The sequence below is a fragment of the uncultured Psychroserpens sp. genome, from assembly GCF_947503375.1.
Taxonomy (GTDB): Bacteria; Bacteroidota; Bacteroidia; order Flavobacteriales; family Flavobacteriaceae; genus Psychroserpens.
Genome location: NZ_CANNDQ010000004.1, coordinates 164,051 through 188,702 on the forward strand (window position 1 = coordinate 164,051; position 24,652 = coordinate 188,702).

Genomic DNA, 24,652 nt, shown 5'->3' on the forward strand with positions numbered 1-24,652 from the left:
AGAGTACTTCATTAGTAATCAAACACACTCTATTTTAAATAAAAAACCTCAATCAGAAAGACTGATTGAGGTCACACTAAAACGTGATTATTACAATGGGTTATTTAGTGTAAATAACTTTATAATCACCTTTTACTTTAGATTTTAATGCATCTATACTAGATACGTATTTATGCTGAGTATTAAATACTCTATCTGGTTTTTCGCCAATAACATAGTGTTTTACATTAAGATCTGGCGCATTCAATGTCAATTGATCTGACACCCTCATCTTTTTATCACCAATAGTTTGTTCTGTTGCTACAAGTTCTGAAATAACCAATAAATTATTATCAGATGCCCAAACTTCTTTTATATTTAAATCATGTTCAGTATCGGTTACTTCTGCTTCAATCATAATAGTACGCTCTTCTTTTTCAGAACTATCATCATTTGGCATATCAACATCAATATAAGGCACTTCAATTTCTTCTTCTTCCATAACCACGACAACTTTAGGTATTTTTACAGTTTTAGTCGTTGTGCCAACGTTAACATCTGCCCAATCAACATCAAAAGTTGGTAATTGTCCTTCTTCTGCTGATACATCCATATCAACATCTACTTCAGGCAATTCCATTTCTTTTTTCTGCTCAACATTACAACTAAATATTACTGTTGCAAATAATGTGCTCAATAGTATAGTTTTAATTTTCATAATATATTTAAGTTTTAAGTTATTTAAAATGGGAATTATTCCCTTCCTTATTCTGACTGCAATTTACATAGCCTCGCGAGTAAGTTTTAGCTCATTTGTATATAAGATTAACGTATATGACAATATGAGTGTTTGAATAAAAAAAAGCATCAGTAAATTCTGATGCTTTGATTAGGTATATAGGCTAAGTTTACTTAACTATTTTCTTTAGCAATAAAAGAGAACCATATTTCGTTACATACTTTGCAACCGTTTGCAACCAATGTATTGGTCTCAAGTCGTCTTTAACATCACTCTTGATACCTTTGAGTTCTTCAAATGCAATTTGTCGCTCAAGGTCTAGTCGCTTAAGGTCATAGTCTATTTCTTCAAAACTCGTATAATTCTTCATGTATTAGTCAAAAAATTTGTTAGACATGGCTTTGATAATCTTTTTGTCTATCAAGGTTCTTATAAAGTACACTACGCATGAAAGTAACAAAAAGATGACACCTACGATAAGGTATCCAATAGGCAAATTATTCAATGCTTCTCCTATAGCAATAGCACCAGAGACTGCAATAAAGATCAAAGCCAAAGCTGCTAAACCTCCAATAATTGCAAGTTTTATAATTAAACTTAATGATATGGTCAGTTGCTGAAATACTTTTAATTTGATAAACTGCTGAGAGGTCTTAAGGTATTTCTCAGCAGTATCAGTTGCTTTATTAGTTGTGTTATTTAAAGATTCTAATACAGTCATGTTTATGACGTTTGTAAGTCTTTATTAGTATCTTTTTGATACTTCCTATTTTTAGCCTTTAACTCTTTCAATTTGAGCTCTAGTCTTGTGATGACATCATCGGCCTTGTAGCTTGCATCAGACATTAAAGCTTCAACTTTTTCATCCAAAGTTTCTTTATTAGAATGTACTGTTGCAGACACTCGCTCTTTGAGGTCAATAGCTCCAGCCACTACTCTATCTTTTTGCAATGTGGCTTCATCTGCAATTTTTTTTCGGGTTACACTACCCTTCTCTGGTGCAAATAATACACCCAAAGTGGCACCAATTGCTGTGCCTGCTAATATTCCTAAAATTGTGTTGTTATTACTCATCGTATTTTTATTTATAACTTTAATTTAAACTCAATACAAAATTCTAAAATGCGATACATATAGCTTAACGCAAAAGATGTAAATATTAACGTATACAAAATTCATTGAAAAAGTTAATAGTTTTTTGGTTTGAGTTAACTCACTTTTTAAACACTTATTAATTTGAAGATATTATGAAAAGTAAAATTAAAACATACAACCCTTACTCTAATAAAGTATTAAATGAATATAATATCGATTCTGAAAATGATATTGAAAGAATTATTCACGATAGCCATTCTGCATATAAAGACTGGAAACTACTAGAGGTCAATAATAGGTCAAAACTTTTAGATCATCTCTCAAAACGACTTCATAACAATATTGAAAAATACAGTCAGTTAATTACTAAAGAAATGGGAAAACCCATTTCTGAAAGTAAAGCTGAAATAGAAAAATGCATTTTCCTTTGTGATTTTTATAGGAAAAATGCTGATGAACTCCTATCTGATGAAATTATAGAAACAGAAGCCAATGAAAGCTTTATAAGCTATGATCCGTTAGGTGTCATCTTAGGAATAATGCCTTGGAATTATCCGTTTTGGCAAGTATTAAGATTTGCTATCCCTACTCTAACAGCTGGTAACACAGTATTGCTCAAACATGCATCTAATGTTACAGGTTGTGCTTTAGCTTTACAAGAAATTTTTGAAGCATCACAGTATCCTAAGGGTTGTTTTCAAACTTTGATTGTGAATCATAATGCTACAGAGTCAATAATTGCAGATCGAAGAATAAAAGCTGTATCACTTACAGGAAGCGAAAAAGCTGGAAAAAAGATTGCCGAAATTGCAGGTAAACATCTCAAGAAAACTGTTTTAGAGCTTGGTGGTAACAATGCTTGTATTATTCTTGAAGATGCAAATCTTGAGAAGCATTTAGATACTATTGTAAAAGCAAGAATGCAAAATACAGGACAGAGTTGCATAGCAGCAAAACGATTTATTGTAGTTGAAGCTATTTATAATAAGTTCTTGACCGAGTTTACCAATAAAGTTAAATCAATAACTTCTGGAAATCCTTCAGATGAGAAATCACAGATTGGTGTTATGGCAAGAAAAGATTTAGCCGATACCTTGGAAGATCAAATAAATAGATCCATCAAAAATGGTGCAATAATACACTTCGGGAATGAAAGACATAATACCTACTACCAACCAACTATCTTAACAAATGTAAAACCTGGCATGGCTGTTTTTGATGAAGAAACCTTCGGACCACTAGCAGCGATTATCAAAGTTAAAGATAAAGAAGCGGCCTACGCAATGGCATCAAATTCAAAGTTTGGTTTAGGGACAATGTTATTTACAGATGATGTGGATGACGCTATTGAAAATATCATCAATATAGAAGATGGCGCTTTCTTCATAAATGAATTAGTCAAATCTGATCCTAGATTACCTTTCGGAGGAACTAAAAATTCTGGCTACGGACGTGAACTATCTAGAGAAGGTATCCTAGAATTTGTAAACAAGAAAACAGTATATATTAACAAATAAAACAAGAAATGAAATTTATAAAAGACGAAAATGAGAAAAGAAGAGATTATATTCTTCAAAAAGACGAAAAAACAAAAAAAATGTCACTATTTATAATAACAGTACTTTCAATTTTAGTACTCGCTGTTATTATTTCTGGAATTTATTTTTCAAATTATTAACCATTAATACATAACATTTATAATGTGAAGTCTGAAGGTTTTTTTGTAAATTTATATACAACCCATAACCTTCTACATTATGAAAACTCTATTGTATTTGCTTTGCATGACCCTCGTTTTAATGTCTTGTAAAAATGAAACTAAAAGCTTTCAAGCTGAATCAAGTACTGAAGACACTAATGCTATTGAACTTCAAACCTCTTTGATAGGCGCATGGGAACTCGTTGGATTTTATAATTATAATGAGAATAAAGTAGTTGATACTTTTGATACTGCTGATGGTTATAGACAAGTAAAACTTTACACTTCATCTAAAGTCATGTGGAGCAAGGACGTTCCTAAAGACTCTACAGAATGGTTTGGCTACGGCAGCTACAAATTAAAAGATAACACATTAACTGAAATATTAGATTATGGTTCAGAAATGATGAGTAAAATTATACAAGAGAAAAAGGCGTTCGTCTATGAGATAGATCTTGAAGAAAACACATTTAGTCAAATTGAAATTGATGAAGACGGAAACCGCATTTATTCAGAAAACTATAAACGAATAGAATAATACTATCAATAAAAAAAGAGCTAAACAAATGTTTAGCTCTTTTTAGTCGGAGTGGCAGGATTCGAACCTGCGACCTCCGCGTCCCAAACGCGGCGCGATAACCGGGCTACGCTACACTCCGATTCAGTTATCAATAAATTTCAAGAAAAAAATATTCTCGAAAAATGGAATGCAAATATATAGCTTTTCTTTAAATACTAACAATAAAATTTTTAATTTTAAAAACTAAACTTATTTCTATTATGAACTTTAAACCCAAACCTATCTTATTTTTAGTTTTACTAAATCTTTTTGCTTGTGCGCAAGACAAAAACCCTGTAAATACAAAAAATAATTACGAAGTTGTTGTTTCAGATTTAGATATTCCTTGGGGCTTTACATTCTTGCCAGATCATTCAATGCTAATTACTGAAAAAGATGGTAGAATCATTCATTATACAAATGATAAAAAAATTGAAATTAAAAATGTGCCTCAAGTTTATAATCGTGGGCAAGGTGGTCTTTTAGACATTGCTTTACATCCAGAATACGAAACTAATGGATGGGTTTATTTCACTTATGCTTCTTCAGAGGGTAATAGTAAAGGCGGTAACACAGCTTTAATGCGTGCTAAACTTAAAAATAATAGCCTTATAGAAAAACAACTACTTTACAAAGCGACCCCAAATACAACTAGAGGTCAACACTTTGGATCTCGAATCGTTTTTGATGATAGCGGCTATTTATATTTTACTATAGGAGAACGTGGAAATAGAGATGCTAATCCGCAAGACATCACTCGTGATGGTGGTAAAGTTTATCGTTTACATGACGATGGTTCTATACCAAATGACAACCCTTTTGTTAACGACCCAAATGCTAAAAAAGCAATATACTCCTATGGTCATCGTAATCCTCAAGGTATGACCTTACATCCTCGAACACGTGAGATTTGGACGCATGAGCACGGACCTAGAGGAGGAGATGAAATTAATATTATTAGATCTGGAAAAAACTACGGATGGCCAGTAATAACTTATGGTATTAATTATATAGGTACTAAAATAACAGATGAAACTTCTAAGCCTGGTATGGAACAACCTTTTCATTATTGGGATCCCTCTATTGCGCCAAGTGGTATGGTCTTTATTTCTAGTGACAAGTACAAGGGTTGGAAAGGCAATCTTCTGGTTGGCTCATTAAAATTTCAATACTTAAACAATTGCTATATAAAAAACAATAAAGTAGTTAAAGAAGAACGACTATTAGACGGTTTGGGTCGTGTACGCTCAGTTAATGAAGGTCCAGATGGTTATATTTATGTTGGCATAGAAAATTTAGGCATCGTAAAACTTTTAAAATTATGATGACTAGACTTATAGTCTTAACTGTAGTAAGTTTTTCGTTTCTTTTTCATTCATGCAACCACACTACAAATAAAGATAAAACGACACCAACCTATACCAATATAAACGCATCCCATAGCTTTAAAAAAGGGAAAGTAGTTTACGAAGATTTTTGTGTTTCATGCCATTTACCAAATGGTGAAGGTGTCCCGAAAATTTTTCCACCTTTGGCAAACTCCGACTATTTAATGAATAAAAGAATAGAAAGTATCAAAGCCATAAAATATGGACTATCTGGGGAAATAGAGGTTAATGGTGAAACTTACAATTCGGTTATGTTATCACAAGGACTATCAGATTCAGAAATTGCTGATGTAATGAACTACATTACCAATAGTTGGGGAAATAAAAATACCTCGTTGATAACTGAAGAAGAAGTTTCAAAAATTGAGCCATAATAAATGTATAATAATAGTTAAATTTGTTTTTACAATCTAAAATTAAATTATGCTTATTATAGGAATAGCTGGTGGCACAGGGTGTGGTAAGACTACAGTTGTAAATCAAATCTTAAATGAACTACCAGAAGGTGAAGTAGGTGTCATTTCGCAAGATTCATATTATAAAGATACGTCACATTTAAGCTATGAAGATAGAGTTAAGATCAATTTTGATCATCCTAGATCTATAGATTTCGAACTTTTAGAAATGCATCTAAAATCTTTACGCTCTGGTAATTCTATTGAACAGCCTGTTTATTCTTTTGTGAAGCATAATAGAACAGGTGATACTATTAATACCAAACCTCGTAAAGTAATGATTGTTGAAGGGATTTTAATCCTTACTAATCCTGAGTTAAGAGATATGTTCGATATTAAAATCTTTGTTCATGCTGATAGTGATGAACGATTGATCAGGCGATTAAAGCGTGATATTTCTGAACGTGGTCGTGACATTGACGAAGTTTTATCTCGCTATCAAAATACCTTAAAACCTATGCATCAACAGTTCATAGAACCAATGAAAGAATATGCAGATATTATTATTCCAAATAATAAATACAATACAGTAGCAGTTGATATAGTAAAAACCATTATCAACGAAAAACTCAATTAAATGCTAAAATATTTTAAAAACATATTTGTCATCATTTTTATCGTATTTGTGATATGGATGTTGTTCATTGATTCAAATTCGTTAATGATCCATCATGAATTGAATGAAGACATAAGCGATTTAGAAAATGAAAAGGAATACTATAATAAAGAAATTGAAAAAGATAAAAAAGCTATAAAAGAATTGAGTACAGAAGAAGGTATTGAAAAATTAGCTAGAGAAAAATACTATATGAAGAAAGAAAATGAAGACATATATATCATTGAGTATCAAGATAGCATAAAAAATAAGAACAATGATGAGTAATCCTCTATTTGATGAATTTGATGATGTTTCTTCAAAAGGTTGGAAACAAAAGATACAAGTAGACCTTAAAGGAGCAGATTATAATGAAGCATTAATTTGGAAAACCAATGAAGGTATTGATGTAAAACCGTTTTATCATCCAGATGAATTTGATGTGCTTCCAAATATATCTGACTCTAAAGCTACAAAATTCAATATTTGCCAAACTATTTTTGTTTCAGACGAAAAAAAATCTAATAGAAAAGCCTTAGATGTTATCTCAAGAGGTGCTGAAGCTTTAAAATTTATCATACCTTATGAAGATATATCGCTTGAATTATTACTTCAAAATATAAATACAGAAATTGCAATCATATATTTCGAACCACAATTTTTATCAGAGAAATTTGTTGATCAAATACATACAATATTGAACAATAAACCTCAAGCAATAATACATCTAGACATCATTGGGCAACTCTTAAAAACTGGAAATTGGTATCAGTCATTAAGTAAAGATCATGAGCTGTTTAACACTATTGTTAATAAAACAGCTTCAATATCTATTGATACAACCATATACCAAAATGCAGGTGCTAGTATCGTTCAGCAACTAGCCTATGCCATGGCACATGCTAATGAATATTTGAATCAGCTAGATTATAATATAGACACAACTGTAAAAAACTCATTAAATGTCTTATTTAAAGTAGCCATAGGCACAAACTATTTCTTCGAAATTGCTAAGCTAAGAGCCTTAAGAAACTTATGGAAAACACTAGCTACAGAATATAACATAACTACCAAATGCCACGTCATAGCTCAACCTACAAAACGCAATAAAACACTATACGATTATAACACTAATATGCTTCGTACAACAACAGAATGTATGAGTGCAATATTAGGAGGAGCAAATACTATAATCAATATGCCTTACGATGCAATTTATCATAAAGACAATGAATTTGGTGAACGTATTTCTAGAAATCAATTGCTCATATTAAAACATGAAAGTTATTTTAATGCTGTTGATAATCCAGCTGATGGTGCTTATTATATTGAAACATTAACTCAGCAACTCTCTGAAAAAGCATTAGTGCTTTTCAAAGACATTGAAGCTAACGGCGGGTTTTTAAATCAGTTAAAAGAAGGAACCATACAACGAAAAATTAAAGAAAGTGCTACTAAAGAACAAGAACAATTCAATGCAAATGAACTGGTATTATTAGGTACCAATAAGCACCCAAATCCGCAAGATAAAATGCAACACGAATTAGAATTGTATCCTTTTGTTAAAACAAACCCAGTAAAAACATTGATTGAACCTATAATTGCAAAAAGACTATCTGAAAATTTAGAACTAAAAAGGTTAGAACAAGAAAAGAACAATAATTAAAAATTAAAGCAATGAAATTTAAATTGATCCTTTTAGCATTGAGTATGATGCTCTTTAATTGTAAAAAAAAGCAAGAGCAACTAAATTTTAAGTACGCAAACTTAAACGCAGAAATTAATTGCGGAAACTCCTATGATGCGCTTCTAAACGAAGCTTTACATGCTTTCGAAAGCGACTTAACAAACTTCTATACACCTAATAACACGAATCTCAACTCTGCATATCGAAGATTTGTTAATGAAAGTACAAGAAATACAGCAAATCTTAATGGTATAGCCAATCAACACTCCATTGATATCTTTAATACTCTAAAAGATGTAGATGGACTTTGGGATGCAAAGAACAACAAAATGAATTACAGTCATGAAATTTTTAGCTGTATTGGGAATAATATAAATGCAGTAGATATCAAGACCACATATAATGCACTCATTTCAACCAATAGTATGAGTTTAAGAATGTTTGAAGCACCATTAAAAAAATATTCTAGAATACTGCAAACCGAAAAGTATCTGGCCACATTTGTTGCACTAGATTTATATTACTCAAAACTCACCAATGTTGACCTTACTAAAAAAGATGAACTGAAAAAAGAACAGAATACTATAGCGAATCCTGAAAAAGACCCACATGCTGGTCACAACCATGATTAGCTGATCATATTATTTTTTGATTTACTTACATGCAAAGAAAAAACCTCCAACATATAGCTTTAAAACAGGATAAAATCCAAAAGGAATTACCTAAGAACAATATCTATCGTACAGCTGAAGATATTGAGGTAAAATCTACATACACCAAAGATGATCTCAAAGATGTTGAACATCTAAAATTCGTTGCAGGAATTGCTCCTAACTTAAGAGGTCCATATTCTACAATGTACGTTCGTAGACCATGGACCATACGTCAATATGCTGGTTTCTCTACTGCAGAAGATAGTAATGCGTTTTACAGGAGAAATCTTGCAGCAGGACAAAAAGGATTGTCTGTTGCTTTTGACTTAGCAACGCACAGAGGCTATGACTCCGATCATGAACGTGTTGTAGGAGATGTAGGTAAAGCTGGTGTAGCTATAGATAGTGTTGAAGATATGAAAATTCTCTTTGACCAAATTCCGTTAGATAAAATGTCTGTTTCAATGACAATGAATGGAGCGGTTTTACCTATCATGGCATTTTATATTGTAGCTGCAGAAGAACAAGGCGTTTCTCCTAAAGATCTCTCCGGAACCATACAAAATGATATTCTAAAGGAATTTATGGTTCGAAACACCTATATCTATCCGCCTACTCCATCAATGAAAATTATTTCAGATATTTTCGAGTACACTAGTAAACATTTGCCCAAATTTAACAGCATCAGTATTTCTGGCTATCACATGCAAGAAGCTGGTGCAACATGTGATATAGAATTAGCATACACATTAGCAGATGGGCTAGAATATATAAAAAAAGGATTGGAAGCTGGTATGGATATTGACACATTTGCTCCACGTCTTTCTTTTTTCTGGGCCATAGGAATGAACCATTTTATGGAAATCGCTAAAATGCGTGCTGCTCGTATGCTTTGGGCAAAGCTAGTACGTCAATTCAATCCAAAAAATCAAAAATCATTAGCCTTACGTACACATTGCCAAACCTCTGGCTGGAGTTTAACAGAGCAAGACCCGTTTAATAATGTAGCAAGAACCACTATAGAAGCTGCTGCTGCTGCTTTTGGTGGCACCCAAAGTTTACATACCAATGCTTTAGACGAGGCCATTGCTTTACCTACAGATTTTTCTGCTCGTATCGCAAGAAATACGCAAATCTATCTACAAGAAGAGACAGGAATCACAAAAACTGTTGATCCTTGGGCAGGAAGTTTTTATGTTGAAAAACTAACTCATGATATTGTTCAAAAAGCCTGGTTACATATCCAAGAAATTGAAGCACTTGGAGGCATGACCAAAGCTATAGAAGCTGGAATACCAAAACTTAGGATTGAAGAAGCTGCAGCTCGAAAACAAGCACGTATAGATTCTGGTCAAGACATAATTGTTGGTGTAAACAAATACCGCTTAAAAGAAGAAGATCCCATTTCTACTCTTGAGATTGATAACCAAACTGTAAGAAATGGGCAAATAAGGCGTTTAAAAGAAATAAAATCTACACGAGATTCAAAAGCAGTAAATAAAGCATTAACAAAATTAACTGAAGCAGCTAGAACAGGTAGAGAAAATTTGCTAGCTTTAGCTGTTGATACTGCTCGTAAGAGAGCTACTTTAGGAGAAATAAGTGATGCCTTAGAAGCAGAATTTGGGCGTTACAAAGCACAAATAAAATCATTTTCAGGAGTGTACAGTAAAGAAATAAAAGACGACGAGTCATTCAAAAAAGCTAGAGAACTAGCAGATACATTCGCAGAACAAGATGGCAGAAGACCTCGCATCATGATAGCAAAAATGGGACAGGATGGTCATGACAGAGGTGCAAAAGTTGTAGCTACTGGCTACGCCGACGTAGGTTTTGATGTAGACATAGGTCCTTTATTTCAAACGCCAAAAGAAGCTGCAAAACAAGCTGTTGAAAATGATGTACACATTTTAGGCGTATCATCATTGGCAGCAGGTCATAAAACTTTGGTCCCTCAAGTTATAGAAGAACTCAAAAACTATGGTAGAGATGACATTATGGTAATCGTTGGTGGTGTGATTCCAAAACAAGATTACCAATATCTATTTGATGCTGGCGCTGTAGCTGTTTTTGGCCCTGGAACTAAAATAAGTGATGCGGCCATTCAAATTTTAGAAATTTTAATTGATTAAGACGCCATCCAAAATTAAGATAGCTGAAAATAAAATGATATAACTCTAAAACGCTAACTAGCAAAAAAATTCTTATTATTTTTAAAAGCGTTAAAACTTGTTAATCTTCACGATATCAATACTTTATTTTTATATATTCGATTCTATATAAGAAAATTAGTACATTTTACCAGTTTTCAACTAAATTTTTAGTTATATTTGTTAGACAACTCTTTTTTTAAATCTAAAAACTCAAAAACTATGAAAAAACTCTCACGCATAGCATTTACTCTTATGCTACTTGCTTGTACATTTACGGTAACAGTTGCCGCTCAAGAAGTACAAGAAAAAACAACACAAATAAAAGCTTCTGAACTAATCCCCTTTAACCCAGAAGTAAAAATGGGTAAATTAAGTAATGGACTTACTTATTATATAAAAAATAATGGAAAACCAGAAAACAAAGTAGAGCTTAGACTTGTAGTCAACGCTGGTTCTATTCTTGAAGATGATGATCAATTGGGTCTAGCACACTTCATGGAACATATGAATTTCAATGGTACCAAAAACTTTAAAAAGAATGAATTAGTAGACTACCTTCAAAGTATTGGAGTGAAATTTGGAGCACATCTTAACGCGTATACTAGCTTTGATGAAACCGTTTATATATTGCCAATACCTAGCGATGATCCTGAAAAATTAGAAAAAGGATTTCAAATAATTGAAGACTGGGCTCATAATGCTTTATTAACCAATGAAGAAATTGATAACGAGCGTGGTGTTGTTCTAGAAGAATACAGATTAGGAAAAGGCGCAAATGAGCGTATGAGTCAAAGATACTTACCAAAAGTGCTTTATGGCTCAAAATATGCCGATCGCTTACCTATAGGTACAAAAGAAAATCTAGAAACGTTTGATTACGAAAGTATTAAACGCTACTATAAAGATTGGTATAGACCAGACCTTATGGCTGTTATAGCTGTAGGTGATGTTGATGTTGCAACTTTAGAAGCAAAGATCAAAAATCACTTTGGTAAAATTCCTGCTGCTAAAAATCCAAGACCAAGACCAGTTTTTGATCTTCCAAACCATGAAGAAACATTTGTTGCCATAGAGACAGATAAGGAAGCTTCATTTTCTCAAGTGCAAGTGATGTTTAAAGATAAAGAAGAAGCCAAGCCAGATACAACACTTGGAGATTATAGAGCATCAATAGTTGAAGGGTTATTCTCTCAAATGATTAATAACCGTTTAGATGAATTAAGAAATAGTGAAAACCCTCCTTTTGTTTTTGGTTCAAGTGGATATGGTGGTACTTATGCCAGAACTAAAAATGCATACCAATCATTTGCAATGTCTAGTGAATCTGGGCAACTTAATGCCTTAAAAACTTTATTAGAAGAAAATGAGCGTGTTAGACAACATGGTTTCTTCAAAGGTGAATTAGAGCGTGCGAAAAAAGATGTCATAGCACGAATGGAAAAATCATTTAAGGATAAAGATAAAATGGAATCTAATCGTGTCGTTGGTGAGTATGTAAGACACTTTTTAGAAAATGAGCCAATGCCTGGAATCGAATGGGAATATAACTTTTACAAGCAGCAACTTCCAACAGTCAATCTAGACGAAGTAAATGCTTTAATCTCAAGCTATATCAAAGACGAAAACAGAGTTATTGTACTTACTGGTCCAGAAAAAGAAGGCATGACCAAGGTCACTGAAGATGAGGTTCGCTCACTATTAGAAAGCGTAAAAAGTACAAAACTAGAACCTTACGAAGATAAAGAAGTTGCAGAGTCTTTAATTACTAATCTACCAGCAATGGGTACTATTACAGATTATAAAAAAGATGATGAATTAGGAACAACGACTCTAACACTTAGTAATGGTGCAAAAGTTACTTATAAAGTCACCGATTTTAAAAATGATGAGATTTTATTTGACTCATACAGTTATGGCGGCTCTTCATTATATTCTGATGAAGAATATTTAGCGACTGTAAATGCCAATGGTGGTTTAGCTGAAGCAGGTGTTAATGGCTTTAACAAAGTTGAAATGAGTAAGATGATGTCTGGTAAAATTGTAAGAGTTAGACCGAGTATAAGAAATTATAGTGAAGGCATGTCTGGTAATGCTACACCTAAAGATTTTGAAGACTTGTTTCAATTGATTCACTTACATTTCACATCACTAAACAAAGATGAAAAAGCGTTCAAATCATTTATAGAAAAACAAAAATCATTTTTAGGCAATCTTATGTCTAATCCACAAACTTATTTTTCTGTAAAAATGGGTGAGTTTATGTACGGTAAAAATCCAAGATATACTGGCTTTCCTACTCCTGAAAAAATGGACCAAGCTAATTACGATTTGGCTTATAAAAAATATCAAGAACGTTTTGCTGATGCTGGTGATTTTCATTTCTATTTCGTAGGTAATATTGACGAGAAAAAACTAGTTGAATTCAGTATGAAATATTTGGCAAGTTTACCATCTACCAATTCAAATGAAACATATAAGGTAAGTGATTTCAGACCAATAACTGGTATGCATAAAAAAGTTATAGAAAAAGGCGAAGACCCTAAAAGTGCAGTTAGAATCACATACCATGGACCTACCGAATACGATGCAAAAGAAGCTCATGCATTTAAAAGTTTAGCAGAGGTTCTATCTATAAAGCTTATTGAAAAACTAAGAGAAGAGGAAGGTGGAGTTTATGGCGCTGGTGCTAATGCTAGAATAAATAAAATGCCTTATGGTTGGTATTCGTTCAATATTAGTTTTCCTTGCGGACCAGAAAATGTAGACAAACTAAAAGACGCAGCTTTAGCTGAAGTTGAAAAATTAATAGCTGAAGGACCAAGCCAAAAAGATTTAGACAAAGTCAAGGAAGCTCAAATACTACAGCGTAAAGAAGACATCAAGAAAAATAGATTTTGGTTACAAACGTTAAAAAACGCAGATTATGAAGATAAAGATGCTTCTAAGCTGTTTGAGTTTGAAAATGATGTTAATAGCTTAACTGCTTCAGACTTACAAAATGTTGCTAAGAAATATTTAACTCAAGGTTATATTTTAGGTATTCACAATCCTGAACAATAGTTCTTATTAATTACTTTATAAACCACTTTTACTTTTGTAAAAGTGGTTTTTTTATTTGAATATACTTTACAAAACTGTTAACAACTTCCATTTTATAAACCCATAATAAATTGTATTTTTGAGTTTCTTAAAACCAAATCAATTAATGGGTAAAATCATTGCAATTGCCAATCAAAAAGGCGGTGTTGGTAAAACAACGACTTCTGTTAATTTAGCAGCTTCATTAGGTGTTCTAGAAAAAAAGGTTTTGCTTATTGATGCAGATCCTCAAGCTAATGCAACCTCTGGTCTTGGAATCGATGTTGAAGCAGTAGAAACAGGTACCTACCAACTATTAGAGCACACTGCTTCTGCTGAAGATTGTATCGTAAAAACCGATTCTCCAAATGTAGACATCATTCCTGCACACATAGATTTGGTTGCTATTGAAATTGAACTTGTAGATAAAGAAGAAAGAGAATATATGCTTAAAAAAGCAGTTTCTCATTTAAAGTCTGTTTATGATTTTATTTTAATCGATTGTGCGCCTTCATTAGGATTGTTAACCCTGAACGCGCTTACCGCATCAGATTCGGTTATTATTCCTATTCAATGTGAATATTTTGCTCTTGAAGGTTTAGGAAAACTGCTCAATACCGTTAAAAGTGTACAAAAAATTCACAATAATGCATTAGATATCGAAGGTATGCTATTAACAATGTATGATCAGCGTTTACGTTTGTCTAATCAAGTTGTTGAAGAAGTACAGAAACATTTCAGTGATATGGTGTTCCAAACAATCATACAACGTAATGTAAGATTAGGTGAGGCGCCAAGTTATGGAGAAAGTATCATAAAATATGATGTTAGTAGTAAAGGTGCTTCAAACTATTTAAGTTTGGCAAAAGAAATTATAAACATGAATACGTAATGGCGAAGGCAACCAAAAAACAGGCTTTAGGAAGAGGATTATCGGCATTGTTAAAAGATCCTTCGAATGATATAACATCTGCAAAAGATAAAAATGCAGACACTATTATTGGCAATATCGTTGAACTCGATATTGAGGCTATTGAAATCAATCCGTTTCAACCAAGAACCAATTTTAATGAAGAAACATTACGTGAATTAGCTTCTTCTATTAAAGAACTTGGTGTTATCCAACCTATTACTGTTAGGAAGTTAGAGTTTAATAAATTTCAGCTCGTCTCAGGTGAGCGTCGTTTTAGAGCATCTAAACTCATTGGTTTGACCACAATTCCTGCCTACATAAGAATAGCTAACGATCAAGAATCGTTAGAGATGGCCTTAGTAGAAAACATTCAAAGGCAAGACTTAGACCCAATAGAAATTGCACTTTCCTACCAACGTTTAATTGATGAAATAAAACTCACTCAAGAACAAATGAGTGATCGCGTAGGTAAGAAGCGGTCGACAATTGCTAACTACCTAAGGTTATTGAAATTAGATCCAATAATACAAACTGGTATTAGAGACGGTTTCATCTCTATGGGACACGGTAGAGCAATTATCAATATTGAGGATCAAAACATTCAATTGGATATTTATGAAAGAATAATTACAAACCAACTCTCTGTAAGAGCTACCGAACAGTTAGTGAAAAATTTTCATAATACTAATACGATCAGAAACAACGCCAAAAGTGAAGAATTACCAAAGTATATCAAAAAAGGAGTTAAAGAGTTTTCAGAATACTTTGGACATAAAATTAGCGTTAAAGTATCTAAGAATGGTAAAGGTCAAATTACAATTCCATTCCATTCAGAAGAAGATTTTAATCGCATAAAAAAACTCGTTCAAAGTGCCAAATAAGCATTTTTATACCATTTGTTTGATTTTATTTTTGAGTTTCAGTGTGTTTTCTCAAAACAAAGATGAAAATGATACATCTCAAGATGTAAATACTGAGCTTATGGTTGTAAAAGATTCCATAACACGTAAGCCAATTAATATTCTTGCACCTTCAAGAGCAGCCTTCTACTCTGCTGTATTACCTGGTCTTGGCCAAGCCTATAATAAGAAATACTGGAAAATTCCAGTCGTATATGCAGCTCTTGGAACTGGCATCTATTTTTATGTAAAAAATGATAATGAATATGATCGTTATCGCGATGCATACAAAAGACGCTTAGCTGGATTTTCTGATGATGAATTTCAAGGAGTTTCAGATGATGGTTTAATTAACGCACAGCAAACACTTAAACGCAATAAAGAGCTATCGCTACTGATTACAATTGGAATATATGCATTGAATATAATAGATGCCAATGTTGATGCGCATTTATTACAATATAATGTTGATGAAAACCTAGCCATTAAACCTCATTTTCAATACAACCGAATGGAAAATGCTTCCGACCTAGGTGTTACCCTCAATTTTAAATTTTGAGTTATGAATATTGCACTATTGGGTTATGGCAAAATGGGTAAAGCAATTGAACGTATTGCATTAAAAAGAGGACATCAAATTGTATTAAAAGTCTCAAGTGACACAAGTGCATACACATTAGATAATATTGATGTCGCTATAGATTTTAGTCTGCCTAGTTCTGCAGTAGAAAATATTTCCAAATGTATTCTGCAAAACACACCTGTTATCTCAGGAACTACGGGATGGCTAGATGAATACGACAAGATCTTATCACTATGCAAAGTCCATAATGGAACATTTTTATATGCCTCAAACTTTAGCCTAGGTGTTAATATCTTTTTTGAAATCAATAAAACATTAGCTCGATTAATGAATACGACTCCTCAATATAAAATTAATATAGAAGAAATACATCACACACAAAAATTAGATGCGCCAAGTGGCACTGCCATTACACTTGCCAACGATATAATTGAAAACTCTGATTATAATAATTGGACATTAGACAAGCCAAAACAAAAAGAGATTGGTATTTTAGCAAAACGAATTGAAAACGTTCCAGGAACTCATAAAATTAATTATGAATCAAGTATAGATAGCATCTCTATAAAACATACCGCTCATAATAGAGAAGGTTTTGCTTTAGGAGCTGTTATTACAGCAGAATGGATACAGGATAAGAAAGGGGTTTTTACTATGAAAGATGTGTTAAACATTGGTTAATATGCAGTACAAGAGTAACGTTTTTAAATATTTTTCAACTTACAACGCAAACAAAACATTATGACAATAACACAGTGGTTAATATTTTTCCTAATTATTCAAATAGTACATGGACTAGGCACTTGGAAACTTTATGTAAAAGCTGGGCGACAAGCCTGGGAAGCTTTTATTCCTATATACAACTCTGTGATTTTAATGAAAATTATTCGCAGACCATGGTGGTGGACAATCTTACTATTTGTCCCTATTGTTAATCTTATTATGTTTCCTGTGGTTTGGGTCGAAACTGCTAGAAGTTTTGGGAAGAATAATTATATAGACACCTTCTTGGCTATTGTTACTCTTGGGTTTTACAACTACTACTTAAATTATGCTGCGGAGGTTTCTTATATAGAAAATAGAGACTTGCAACCTAAGTCAAGTTCAGGAGACTGGGTAAGTTCAATCTTATTTGCTGTTGTAGCAGCTACTATAGTTCACACTTATTTTATACAACCTTTCACCATACCAAGTTCTTCTCTTGAAAAATCACTGTTAGTTGGTGATTTCTTATTCGTAAGTAAATTTCATTATGGAGCCAGAATACCAATGACAACTGTTGCGCTACCAATGGTACATGATACCATTCCTATTGCAAAAAGTAAATCTTATTTGTTTAATGACAGTTATGAAAAAAGGAAGTCATCTTGGAAAAACAAATTACAACTTCCGTACATGAGGTTTCCAGGTTTTGAGAATATAAAGCGTAATGAAATTGTCGTATTTAATCAGCCAGCAGACACACTATTGGATATGAACAATTTCACTCCTGATCGAAACTATTACAAACCTATAGACAAGAAAACCAATCTTGTTAAACGTTGTGTAGGTATTCCTGGCGATTCTCTTGAAATCATTGATGGGTATGCTTACATAAATGGAAAGAAAAATGTACTACCAGATAGAGCTCAATTACAGCACTATTACACTTGGGTTTCAAAATCAAATATTTCACAAGAGTTTATCGACAAATACGAAATAGAGAATTTTTGGCGATTTTATAAAATAGAAAATCAATTGTGGGATAACTCTAAAGTACAAGGTTATCTAAATGAAAAAGATCGATCTTTTCTAAAAGAAGCCTCTAGAGATTCTTTAATGACTGAAGTTGTTGGGTTTATTCAATATGATGATATGGTAAAACTAAGAATGATCCCTATTGAAAATAAATTCAACATAAACTTAACCGCAAAAAATGCCTCAATTATAGAAAAGTTACCAATTACTGTATCTTTGAATCAATTTTCTTACCAACTTAATGACCCAACTGTTTTTCCACATAATGCCGAATACAATTGGAATTATGATAATTTTGGCCCAATATACATTCCTAAAAAAGGTGAAACTATTAAACTAAGTATGGAAGTTTTACCTCTGTACCAACGTGTAATCTCTGAATATGAAGGCAACACACTTCAAGTTAAAGGAAATCAAATCCTAATTAATGGAAAACCAGCAACTTCGTATACCTTTAAGCAAAATTATTATTGGATGATGGGTGATAACAGACATAATTCTATTGATGCTCGTGGATGGGGTTATGTACCGTTTGATCACGTAGTTGGTAAACCTGTATTTATTTGGATGAGTTGGGATGGTATTAAAAACCCACGTTGGGAACGTTGGTTTACAACAGTTCATGGTAATGGAAAAGCAACATCATATCTCATCCCTTTTGTAGTTCTATTACTAGGATGGTTTGGATTTAATAAATGGAGAAAGCGTAAGAAAGCTAATGGTTAGCTCATCTTCTAAATAGATTTATACTATATGAATGACTGTTTTATTACATCCAACATACTTTCCAAATATTGCACATTTTGTAGCATTGACTAAAGCTGAATCATTAATTTTTGAAGTCTGTGATAATTATCAAAAACAAACTTACAGAAATAGAGCTATCATTTATGGTGCTAATGGTAGGTTAGATTTAAACGTTCCTGTACATTACACGCAAAAAAATAGACAGTTGTCTAAAGCTATTGATATATTTAGTGCAAGTAACTGGCAAGACTTACACCTGAAGTCTTTAGAGTCAGCTTATAGAGCCTCACCGTTTTTTGAATATTACATAGATGATATCAAACCAATATTCGAAATGCCATTTAAAACTCTAATAGACTTAAACTTTAAATCTATAGAAATAATTTTCAACTGTTTACAGCTTCCTTTTGAATATATGTTAACTAGAATATTTGAGCTAGAGCCTAAAGAATATATAGATGCTAGACCTTTAGCAAATAGTAGAAAAGAGATTCGTCAAGACTTTCAACCCTACGATCAGGTTTTTGATAACAAACATGGTTTTATAAAAAATTTGAGTATTCTAGATTTACTATTTAACGAAGGTCCGAATACAATAACTTATCTAGAATCGCAGAGACTTAACTTGTAGTCTGTATTTCTACTCCAATTTAAGTTTTGCCATAATCGGATAATGATCTGATAGTTTTATATCGTATGTTTTAAAAGCATTAACTTTAAAGCTTTTATCTACCAAAATAAAGTCTATTCTAATTGGGAAAAATTTAAAATCAAACGTTCGTCCAAAACCATTGCCAGCTTGTTTGAAAGTATCTTTTAAGTCGCCTTTAATTTCTTTATACACGTACGAATAAGCTGTATTATTGAAATCTCCACATATGATCATTTTGTAAGTACATTGCTTTTTATGCTTTAGAAATAATTCAGTTTGAAACTGTTGCATCTTAAACGTATTACTTACGCGGTTAAAAAGGTTTTCAGAATTTTCATTAGCAAGTTTCTCAACAGTAGGATCGATGCCTAAAGATTGTAGATGTACATTATAAATGCGAATTGTATCAACCCCTCTCACAATATCAGCATATATTGCATTGTTAGACGTCTTTGGAAACTGGATCGAACCAGATTTAATAATAGGGAATTTTGCAAAAATCGCTTGCCCATTCTTTACTTTTTCTCCAGAAACTTCTTCGTATTTATAATAGCCATCTAGGTTTACAGAAGCATCAGGTCTATATTCTTGCATGCAGAGTACATCTGGTTGTTTTTCAGCAATAAACTCTGATATTTCGGTTTTAACATCCACGTCTTTGATCCATTTAAATGCATTGAATAAACGCACATTGTAATTCGTTACGGAAATATTCTTACTATCGTCTATATTCTTTGAAGATGAAAATTTATATAAAGAGAATACATAATTATAGCCAATAAAGAGCACAATAAGAGATAATAGCAATTGCTTTTTAACCTTCAATAACCAATAAACAAAAAACAGAATATTTATAATAATCAAAAAAGGAACAGCTAAACTCAAAACCGATAAAAAGGCAAATTGTTTTGGAGCAATATAAGGCAGAACATAAGATAATAATAAGGCAAAAGCCGTCAATGAGTTTATAACGAAAATCAACTTATCAAAACCTTTAAGATTTTTCATATAATTAGTCCTTTCCAGCTTTAAATAGAAATGCTTTTTCTTCTTTGGTTAGACTATCGTAACCACTTTTACTAATCTTATCTAAGATTAAATCAATCTTCTTTTGTTTATTAAACTCACTAAATTCTTCTTTATTATGTCCTGCATATGGCTTCTTTTTACTCTTATGAACGGTTTTTAAAGGTGATTTTGATTTAAAAAGATTAATAAATCTATCCATTAAACTACCAAACCCTTTTCCTATATCTTTACCTTTCAACAATTGAGTCGCGTAGAAATACCCAAGAAAAGTGCCTCCAAAGTGAGCAATTTTACCTCCTTGATTAATACCAAAAAGGCCTATAAAATCAATAATAACTATTGCAACACCAATATGCCATAATTTAATTTTTACAGTAAAAAAACGTGCTTCTCGATATGGCATATAGGCACATAAAAAAATCAACAATGCATTTACTCCAGCAGATGCACCAACAAGAGCACCAACATTAGCTAGTATAGATTCTGGAAGCAAATTATATACTAAAAGGTATAAAAACCCACCGCAAAGTATTCCTAAAAAATAAATATTCAGTGATTGTTTAGATGGAAAAAGATTTACCATACTTCTAGACACAAAATATAATACAATAAGATTAAATAATAAATGTATAAAATCATAATGTATAAAACCATAAGTAATTATAGCCCATGGTTTAAGAATGAACTCAAAAACATCATTCGGCAATTCAAACCATTCAAGCGATTGATGTCTTGGTGTATTGAAAACTACTTGAATCAACCAACCCATGAAAAAAACTATGATATTGGCAATAATAATTTTTTCAAAAATATTAAGCCGTTTCAGTTTGTCCTTTATGTCATAAGTTAGCGAGGTCATCTGTCCCAACGATTTTTATTAAACTGATTCTTTTTCCAATACCACATGATAATAAATCCAGTAACTGCTCCACCCACATGAGCCATGTAAGCAGTATTGCTCGGACTAAAGAAAGATTGACCAGTAATTGCAGAAATAATATCAAGAATAATTAGTCCAGGTATAAAGTACTTAGCTTTGACTGGAATTGGCAAGAATATGAGCATCAACTTTGCTTCGGGATTCATCATTCCAAAAGCAGCTAAAATGCCCATTATACACCCTGAAGCACCAACCATTGATGCCCTAGTTGTCATATTCATTTCAAATAATGAACTAAAAGTGTTGGTGTCAATTTGAGGTCCAGAATAGTTGTTATTAGTAAGTACTTCTATTAATCCTGTTCTAAATATATCTGGTTTTATATAGTTTCCTTCAACAGAATTTATATTTACAATAGTATGTATTAAATCAGGATCAAGACCAAGGCCTCCGATGCCACGTGATGCTGTGTAATATTTAAAATAGTAATAACCCAATTGAAACAAAATTGCTCCTAATCCTGCCGATATGTATATGAAGAAAAACTTTTTAGAGCCAAGTTGTTGCTCAACAGCCGTACCAAACATCCATAAAGCAAACATATTAAACAGTATGTGTGTTGTTCCGCCATGCATGAACATATGCGTTATAACCTGCCATGGCTTGAATAAATCGTTCTCAGGAAAATATAATGCAAACCATTTGTAAAATAGCTCTCCATTTCCAATTGTCATTGTGCCAATAAACATGATCACATTGATAATCAACAAATGCTTTACGGTATCAGTAATTCTCATCATAACTACTTACATGAATTTTTTATCAAAGTCATCAACACTCATCGTAATGAATGTGACTTTATTGGTAGGTGAAACCGAAGGTTCCTTGCAAGCAAACAAACTATTTACCAAATGTTCTTGTTCCATTATTGTAAGTGACTGACCAGTTTTAACTGCCAAACTTTTAGACAGTGATTTTGCTAATAAATCTGTAGCACTAAAGTTACTATCAGGTACTTCTTGCTCTACGTCATTAATCAATTGTTCAAGAATAATAGACACTTCACTTTCAGGTACATTTGCTGGTACTCCTGTAATTTCAATAGCACTAGCTTTAAACGCTGAAAACACAAATCCAGTATGTTCTAAATCTTCTTTTAACTGACCCAATAATTTCATTTCACTACAAGAGAACTCTAAGACTAGAGGAAATAATAATTGTTGACTTACAGCTTCTTTAATAGTAGTATATTTTAGTAATCCTTCATAAAGTATGCGTTGGTGAGCACGATGCTGGTCTATGATTAGCATTCCTGATTTTATTGTGCTAATAATGTACTTATTGTGCAACTGGTATGTTGTTTGTGATACCTTATTCGAATTATCATCTGAAAAGAGTAATCCAGTTTCTGGTTCACTTTCTACCTCAATTTCACTAAAATCATGATGGCTTTTTGTGCTTTTACTTTCTAAACCAACATATAGGCTCTCCCATTCTGCTGTATCTCTCTTATAAGTAGTAGAAATTCCTCTAGCTTTAACATTCGTTTTTTCTTCTTGAAATGGATTAAAAGTCCGATCTACTTCAACAGTTGGGTTAGAGATTGTCTTTTCTCTGTAACTATAAGGAGTGTCTAAGTTTTGATCATGCTCAAAATCTAAAACTGGTGCAATATTAAACTGGCCAAGACTATGCTTCACTGAAGAACGCAAAATTGCATACAACGTGTGCTCATCATCGAACTTAATTTCTGTTTTAGTTGGATGAATATTGATATCAATCGTTTTTGGGTCTACACTTAGATTTAAAAAATAGCTTGGGTAACTACCCTCTTTTAGTAAGCCATCAAATGCAGCATTAATAGCATGATTGAGGTAAGCACTTTTAATAAACCTATTATTCACAAAGAAAAACTGTTCGGTTTTGGTTTTTCTAGCAAACTCAGGCTTGGCCACAAATCCAGAGATTTTCAAAACTTCAGTTTCCTCTTCAACAGGCACCAACTTTTCATTGGTCTTATTCCCAAAAATATTTACAACGCGTTGTCTATAATTACTTTTAGGTAGATTAAAACTTTCACTACCATTGTGAAACATAACAAAAGTGATATCAGGATGTGCTAATGCTACTCTATGAAACTCATCAATGATATGACGTAATTCTACAGTATTTGACTTCAAAAAATTTCGTCGCGCTGGTATATTAAAAAACAAATGCTTAACAGCAATAGATGTTCCCTTTGGTGTAACTATTACATCTTGCGACTTGACCACACTCCCTTCAATTTCAATTTGAGTCCCAAGTTCGGTTTGTTCTTGTTTGGTCTTTAATTCTACATGAGCAATTGCTGCAATACTAGCTAAAGCTTCACCTCTGAATCCTTTAGTATTTAACCTAAATAAATCTTCTGCAGATTTTATTTTAGAGGTAGCATGGCGTTCAAAACTTAATCTCGCATCTGTAGTGCTCATTCCTTTGCCATCATCAATCACTTGTATTAATGTCTTGCCTGCATCTTTTACAATAAGTTTTACAAGTGACGCTTGAGCATCTATAGCATTCTCTAGAAGTTCTTTAACTACTGAAGCTGGACGCTGGACGACTTCGCCAGCAGCAATTTGATTTGCAACATGATCTGGTAAAAGTTGAATTATGTCTGCCATTAGCGTTCTGAAAAGAATATAGAAAGGTCAAAATCTATTATAAACAGAAAAATCAAAATGAAGATTCCTACTAGAACCAATATGGTCTTATTGAATTCGTAATTATTCCTGTTTCTATTCTTTAATCTATTTTCATACCATTGACCAGAAAAATCATTTTCATTATATGTATCGGCATATGCATCAAACTTTGTTTCATATTGTGAGGTATCTACATCTTTTTTACCATTATAATGCATCGGTGTATAATTAAACCTCTTATTCTTCGGTAAACCTTTTATTATAGTGAATCTTATTGGGCCCATAATACAAATTATTAAATATATCTGTTAAGTATATATATCAAGACAAAAAGCGAAACTAAAACTATAATTAAAACTGGTAATGACGTAAATATACTTCCTCGTCGTTTATTACTATCTCGCATGTCATTCCATTTAGATTCCAAGTCGTCTCTCGGTTCTATCCT

The 24,652-nt window shown here is 32.5% G+C and carries 25 protein-coding genes and 1 tRNA gene; 16 read left to right on the forward strand and 10 right to left on the reverse strand.

The features are described from left to right. Nucleotides 1–100 precede the first annotated feature (100 nt). The 4 genes from Q0876_RS08525 to Q0876_RS08540 form a co-directional block, all read right to left on the reverse strand. Complete coding sequence (locus Q0876_RS08525; protein WP_299226276.1) at nt 101–697, reverse strand: hypothetical protein; 597 nt, start codon at nt 695–697, stop codon at nt 101–103. Between the two features lie 190 nt (nt 698–887). Continuing rightward, a complete protein-coding gene (locus Q0876_RS08530; RefSeq protein ID WP_299226279.1) occupies nt 888–1,088 on the reverse strand; it encodes a hypothetical protein in 201 nt (66 codons plus the stop codon). A 3-nt stretch (nt 1,089–1,091) separates the two neighbouring features. Next, nucleotides 1,092–1,439, reverse strand: a complete 348-nt coding sequence (locus tag Q0876_RS08535; protein WP_299226282.1) for a hypothetical protein — start codon at nt 1,437–1,439, stop codon at nt 1,092–1,094. Between the two features lie 2 nt (nt 1,440–1,441). Next, a complete protein-coding gene (locus tag Q0876_RS08540) occupies nt 1,442–1,792 on the reverse strand; it encodes a YtxH domain-containing protein (RefSeq protein WP_299226285.1) in 351 nt (116 codons plus the stop codon). Nucleotides 1,793–1,965: 173 nt separating this feature from the next. Here Q0876_RS08540 and Q0876_RS08545 point away from each other — a divergent pair, with 173 nt between their 5' ends. Continuing rightward, nucleotides 1,966–3,330, forward strand: coding sequence for an NAD-dependent succinate-semialdehyde dehydrogenase (locus Q0876_RS08545; protein ID WP_299226288.1), 1,365 nt, complete (start codon nt 1,966–1,968; stop codon nt 3,328–3,330). 240 nt (nt 3,331–3,570) lie between these two features. After that, nucleotides 3,571–4,050, forward strand: a complete 480-nt coding sequence (locus tag Q0876_RS08550) for a hypothetical protein (protein ID WP_299226291.1) — start codon at nt 3,571–3,573, stop codon at nt 4,048–4,050. Nucleotides 4,051–4,096: 46 nt separating this feature from the next. Here the strand turns inward: Q0876_RS08550 and Q0876_RS08555 are convergent. Further along, nucleotides 4,097–4,171 (reverse strand) — tRNA-Pro (locus tag Q0876_RS08555). 121 nt (nt 4,172–4,292) lie between these two features. Here Q0876_RS08555 and Q0876_RS08560 point away from each other — a divergent pair. The 14 genes from Q0876_RS08560 to Q0876_RS08625 all read left to right on the forward strand — a co-directional run bounded on the left by Q0876_RS08560 (nt 4,293) and on the right by Q0876_RS08625 (nt 19,590). Further along, entirely contained in the window at nt 4,293–5,396 is a 1,104-nt protein-coding gene (locus tag Q0876_RS08560) for a PQQ-dependent sugar dehydrogenase (RefSeq protein ID WP_299226294.1), read from the forward strand. Beyond that, the gene (locus Q0876_RS08565; protein WP_367276643.1) at nt 5,393–5,833 is read left to right on the forward strand and encodes a cytochrome c; all 441 of its coding nucleotides are present in this window, start codon (nt 5,393–5,395) and stop codon (nt 5,831–5,833) included. Before Q0876_RS08560 ends, Q0876_RS08565 begins: the two co-directional genes overlap by 4 nt. 49 nt (nt 5,834–5,882) lie before the next feature. Beyond that, nucleotides 5,883–6,491: a uridine kinase gene (udk, locus tag Q0876_RS08570; protein ID WP_299226297.1), complete on the forward strand. Its 609-nt coding sequence runs from the start codon at nt 5,883–5,885 to the stop codon at nt 6,489–6,491. Further along, the gene (locus Q0876_RS08575; protein ID WP_299226300.1) at nt 6,492–6,797 is read left to right on the forward strand and encodes a septum formation initiator family protein; all 306 of its coding nucleotides are present in this window, start codon (nt 6,492–6,494) and stop codon (nt 6,795–6,797) included. Further along, nucleotides 6,790–8,175: a methylmalonyl-CoA mutase subunit beta gene (locus Q0876_RS08580; protein WP_299226727.1), complete on the forward strand. Its 1,386-nt coding sequence runs from the start codon at nt 6,790–6,792 to the stop codon at nt 8,173–8,175. The genes Q0876_RS08575 and Q0876_RS08580 overlap by 8 nt, the downstream gene beginning before the upstream one ends. 11 nt (nt 8,176–8,186) lie before the next feature. After that, nucleotides 8,187–8,828, forward strand: a complete 642-nt coding sequence (locus tag Q0876_RS08585; RefSeq protein ID WP_299226302.1) for a hypothetical protein — start codon at nt 8,187–8,189, stop codon at nt 8,826–8,828. 29 nt (nt 8,829–8,857) lie between these two features. Beyond that, nucleotides 8,858–10,981 carry a methylmalonyl-CoA mutase gene (gene scpA / locus Q0876_RS08590; protein ID WP_299226304.1) on the forward strand — a complete coding sequence of 708 codons (2,124 nt, stop codon included), beginning with the start codon at nt 8,858–8,860 and terminating at the stop codon, nt 10,979–10,981. Nucleotides 10,982–11,221: 240 nt separating this feature from the next. Further along, a complete protein-coding gene (locus Q0876_RS08595; protein WP_299226306.1) occupies nt 11,222–14,062 on the forward strand; it encodes a pitrilysin family protein in 2,841 nt (946 codons plus the stop codon). Between the two features lie 145 nt (nt 14,063–14,207). Beyond that, entirely contained in the window at nt 14,208–14,972 is a 765-nt protein-coding gene (locus tag Q0876_RS08600; RefSeq protein ID WP_299226309.1) for a ParA family protein, read from the forward strand. Beyond that, entirely contained in the window at nt 14,972–15,874 is a 903-nt protein-coding gene (locus tag Q0876_RS08605) for a ParB/RepB/Spo0J family partition protein (RefSeq protein WP_299226313.1), read from the forward strand. The genes Q0876_RS08600 and Q0876_RS08605 overlap by 1 nt, the downstream gene beginning before the upstream one ends. Beyond that, nucleotides 15,864–16,451: a DUF5683 domain-containing protein gene (locus Q0876_RS08610; RefSeq protein WP_299226316.1), complete on the forward strand. Its 588-nt coding sequence runs from the start codon at nt 15,864–15,866 to the stop codon at nt 16,449–16,451. Before Q0876_RS08605 ends, Q0876_RS08610 begins: the two co-directional genes overlap by 11 nt. 3 nt (nt 16,452–16,454) lie before the next feature. Next, nucleotides 16,455–17,156 (forward strand): 4-hydroxy-tetrahydrodipicolinate reductase, encoded by a 702-nt coding sequence (gene dapB / locus Q0876_RS08615; RefSeq protein ID WP_299226319.1) that lies wholly within the window; start codon nt 16,455–16,457, stop codon nt 17,154–17,156. A gap of 60 nt (nt 17,157–17,216) precedes the next feature. Further along, complete coding sequence (lepB, locus tag Q0876_RS08620; RefSeq protein ID WP_299226322.1) at nt 17,217–18,938, forward strand: signal peptidase I; 1,722 nt, start codon at nt 17,217–17,219, stop codon at nt 18,936–18,938. Between the two features lie 31 nt (nt 18,939–18,969). Further along, entirely contained in the window at nt 18,970–19,590 is a 621-nt protein-coding gene (locus Q0876_RS08625) for a WbqC family protein (protein WP_299226325.1), read from the forward strand. Nucleotides 19,591–19,599: 9 nt separating this feature from the next. Here Q0876_RS08625 and Q0876_RS08630 read toward each other — a convergent pair whose 3' ends face one another. From Q0876_RS08630 to Q0876_RS08650, 5 genes are read right to left on the reverse strand one after another with little or no spacing between them, the layout of a single operon-like run. Further along, entirely contained in the window at nt 19,600–20,619 is a 1,020-nt protein-coding gene (locus Q0876_RS08630) for an endonuclease/exonuclease/phosphatase family protein (protein WP_299226328.1), read from the reverse strand. Between the two features lie 4 nt (nt 20,620–20,623). Further along, nucleotides 20,624–21,499, reverse strand: coding sequence for a rhomboid family intramembrane serine protease (locus tag Q0876_RS08635; protein ID WP_299226331.1), 876 nt, complete (start codon nt 21,497–21,499; stop codon nt 20,624–20,626). Then, nucleotides 21,496–22,320 (reverse strand): rhomboid family intramembrane serine protease, encoded by an 825-nt coding sequence (locus tag Q0876_RS08640; protein WP_299226335.1) that lies wholly within the window; start codon nt 22,318–22,320, stop codon nt 21,496–21,498. Before Q0876_RS08640 ends, Q0876_RS08635 begins: the two co-directional genes overlap by 4 nt. A 6-nt stretch (nt 22,321–22,326) precedes the next feature. Beyond that, entirely contained in the window at nt 22,327–24,183 is a 1,857-nt protein-coding gene (mutL, locus tag Q0876_RS08645; protein ID WP_299226338.1) for a DNA mismatch repair endonuclease MutL, read from the reverse strand. Continuing rightward, on the reverse strand, nt 24,183–24,488 hold the full coding sequence (locus Q0876_RS08650) for a hypothetical protein (protein ID WP_299226341.1): 306 nt from the start codon (nt 24,486–24,488) through the stop codon (nt 24,183–24,185). The genes mutL and Q0876_RS08650 overlap by 1 nt, the downstream gene beginning before the upstream one ends. Nucleotides 24,489–24,652: the final 164 nt, after the last annotated feature.

Bases quoted from the DNA above. Each gene is read 5' to 3' on its own strand.
- Q0876_RS08550 (WP_299226291.1), top strand. From the start codon at position 3,571: ATGAAAACTCTATTGTATTTGCTTTGCATGACCCTCGTTTTAATGTCT.
- Q0876_RS08605 (WP_299226313.1), top strand. From the start codon at position 14,972: ATGGCGAAGGCAACCAAAAAACAGGCTTTAGGAAGAGGATTATCGGCA.
- Q0876_RS08625 (WP_299226325.1), top strand. From the start codon at position 18,970: ATGACTGTTTTATTACATCCAACATACTTTCCAAATATTGCACATTTT.
- Q0876_RS08575 (WP_299226300.1), top strand. From the start codon at position 6,492: ATGCTAAAATATTTTAAAAACATATTTGTCATCATTTTTATCGTATTT.
- Q0876_RS08530 (WP_299226279.1), bottom strand. From the start codon at position 1,088: ATGAAGAATTATACGAGTTTTGAAGAAATAGACTATGACCTTAAGCGA.
- Q0876_RS08565 (WP_367276643.1), top strand. From the start codon at position 5,393: ATGATGACTAGACTTATAGTCTTAACTGTAGTAAGTTTTTCGTTTCTT.
- Q0876_RS08650 (WP_299226341.1), bottom strand. From the start codon at position 24,488: ATGGGCCCAATAAGATTCACTATAATAAAAGGTTTACCGAAGAATAAG.
- Q0876_RS08585 (WP_299226302.1), top strand. From the start codon at position 8,187: ATGAAATTTAAATTGATCCTTTTAGCATTGAGTATGATGCTCTTTAAT.
- Q0876_RS08630 (WP_299226328.1), bottom strand. From the start codon at position 20,619: ATGAAAAATCTTAAAGGTTTTGATAAGTTGATTTTCGTTATAAACTCA.
- lepB (WP_299226322.1), top strand. From the start codon at position 17,217: ATGACAATAACACAGTGGTTAATATTTTTCCTAATTATTCAAATAGTA.
- mutL (WP_299226338.1), bottom strand. From the start codon at position 24,183: ATGGCAGACATAATTCAACTTTTACCAGATCATGTTGCAAATCAAATT.
- dapB (WP_299226319.1), top strand. From the start codon at position 16,455: ATGAATATTGCACTATTGGGTTATGGCAAAATGGGTAAAGCAATTGAA.
- Q0876_RS08535 (WP_299226282.1), bottom strand. From the start codon at position 1,439: ATGACTGTATTAGAATCTTTAAATAACACAACTAATAAAGCAACTGAT.
- scpA (WP_299226304.1), top strand. From the start codon at position 8,858: ATGCAAAGAAAAAACCTCCAACATATAGCTTTAAAACAGGATAAAATC.
- Q0876_RS08580 (WP_299226727.1), top strand. From the start codon at position 6,790: ATGAGTAATCCTCTATTTGATGAATTTGATGATGTTTCTTCAAAAGGT.
- Q0876_RS08600 (WP_299226309.1), top strand. From the start codon at position 14,208: ATGGGTAAAATCATTGCAATTGCCAATCAAAAAGGCGGTGTTGGTAAA.
- Q0876_RS08635 (WP_299226331.1), bottom strand. From the start codon at position 21,499: ATGACCTCGCTAACTTATGACATAAAGGACAAACTGAAACGGCTTAAT.
- Q0876_RS08545 (WP_299226288.1), top strand. From the start codon at position 1,966: ATGAAAAGTAAAATTAAAACATACAACCCTTACTCTAATAAAGTATTA.
- Q0876_RS08560 (WP_299226294.1), top strand. From the start codon at position 4,293: ATGAACTTTAAACCCAAACCTATCTTATTTTTAGTTTTACTAAATCTT.
- udk (WP_299226297.1), top strand. From the start codon at position 5,883: ATGCTTATTATAGGAATAGCTGGTGGCACAGGGTGTGGTAAGACTACA.
- Q0876_RS08540 (WP_299226285.1), bottom strand. From the start codon at position 1,792: ATGAGTAATAACAACACAATTTTAGGAATATTAGCAGGCACAGCAATT.
- Q0876_RS08595 (WP_299226306.1), top strand. From the start codon at position 11,222: ATGAAAAAACTCTCACGCATAGCATTTACTCTTATGCTACTTGCTTGT.
- Q0876_RS08525 (WP_299226276.1), bottom strand. From the start codon at position 697: ATGAAAATTAAAACTATACTATTGAGCACATTATTTGCAACAGTAATA.
- Q0876_RS08640 (WP_299226335.1), bottom strand. From the start codon at position 22,320: ATGATGAGAATTACTGATACCGTAAAGCATTTGTTGATTATCAATGTG.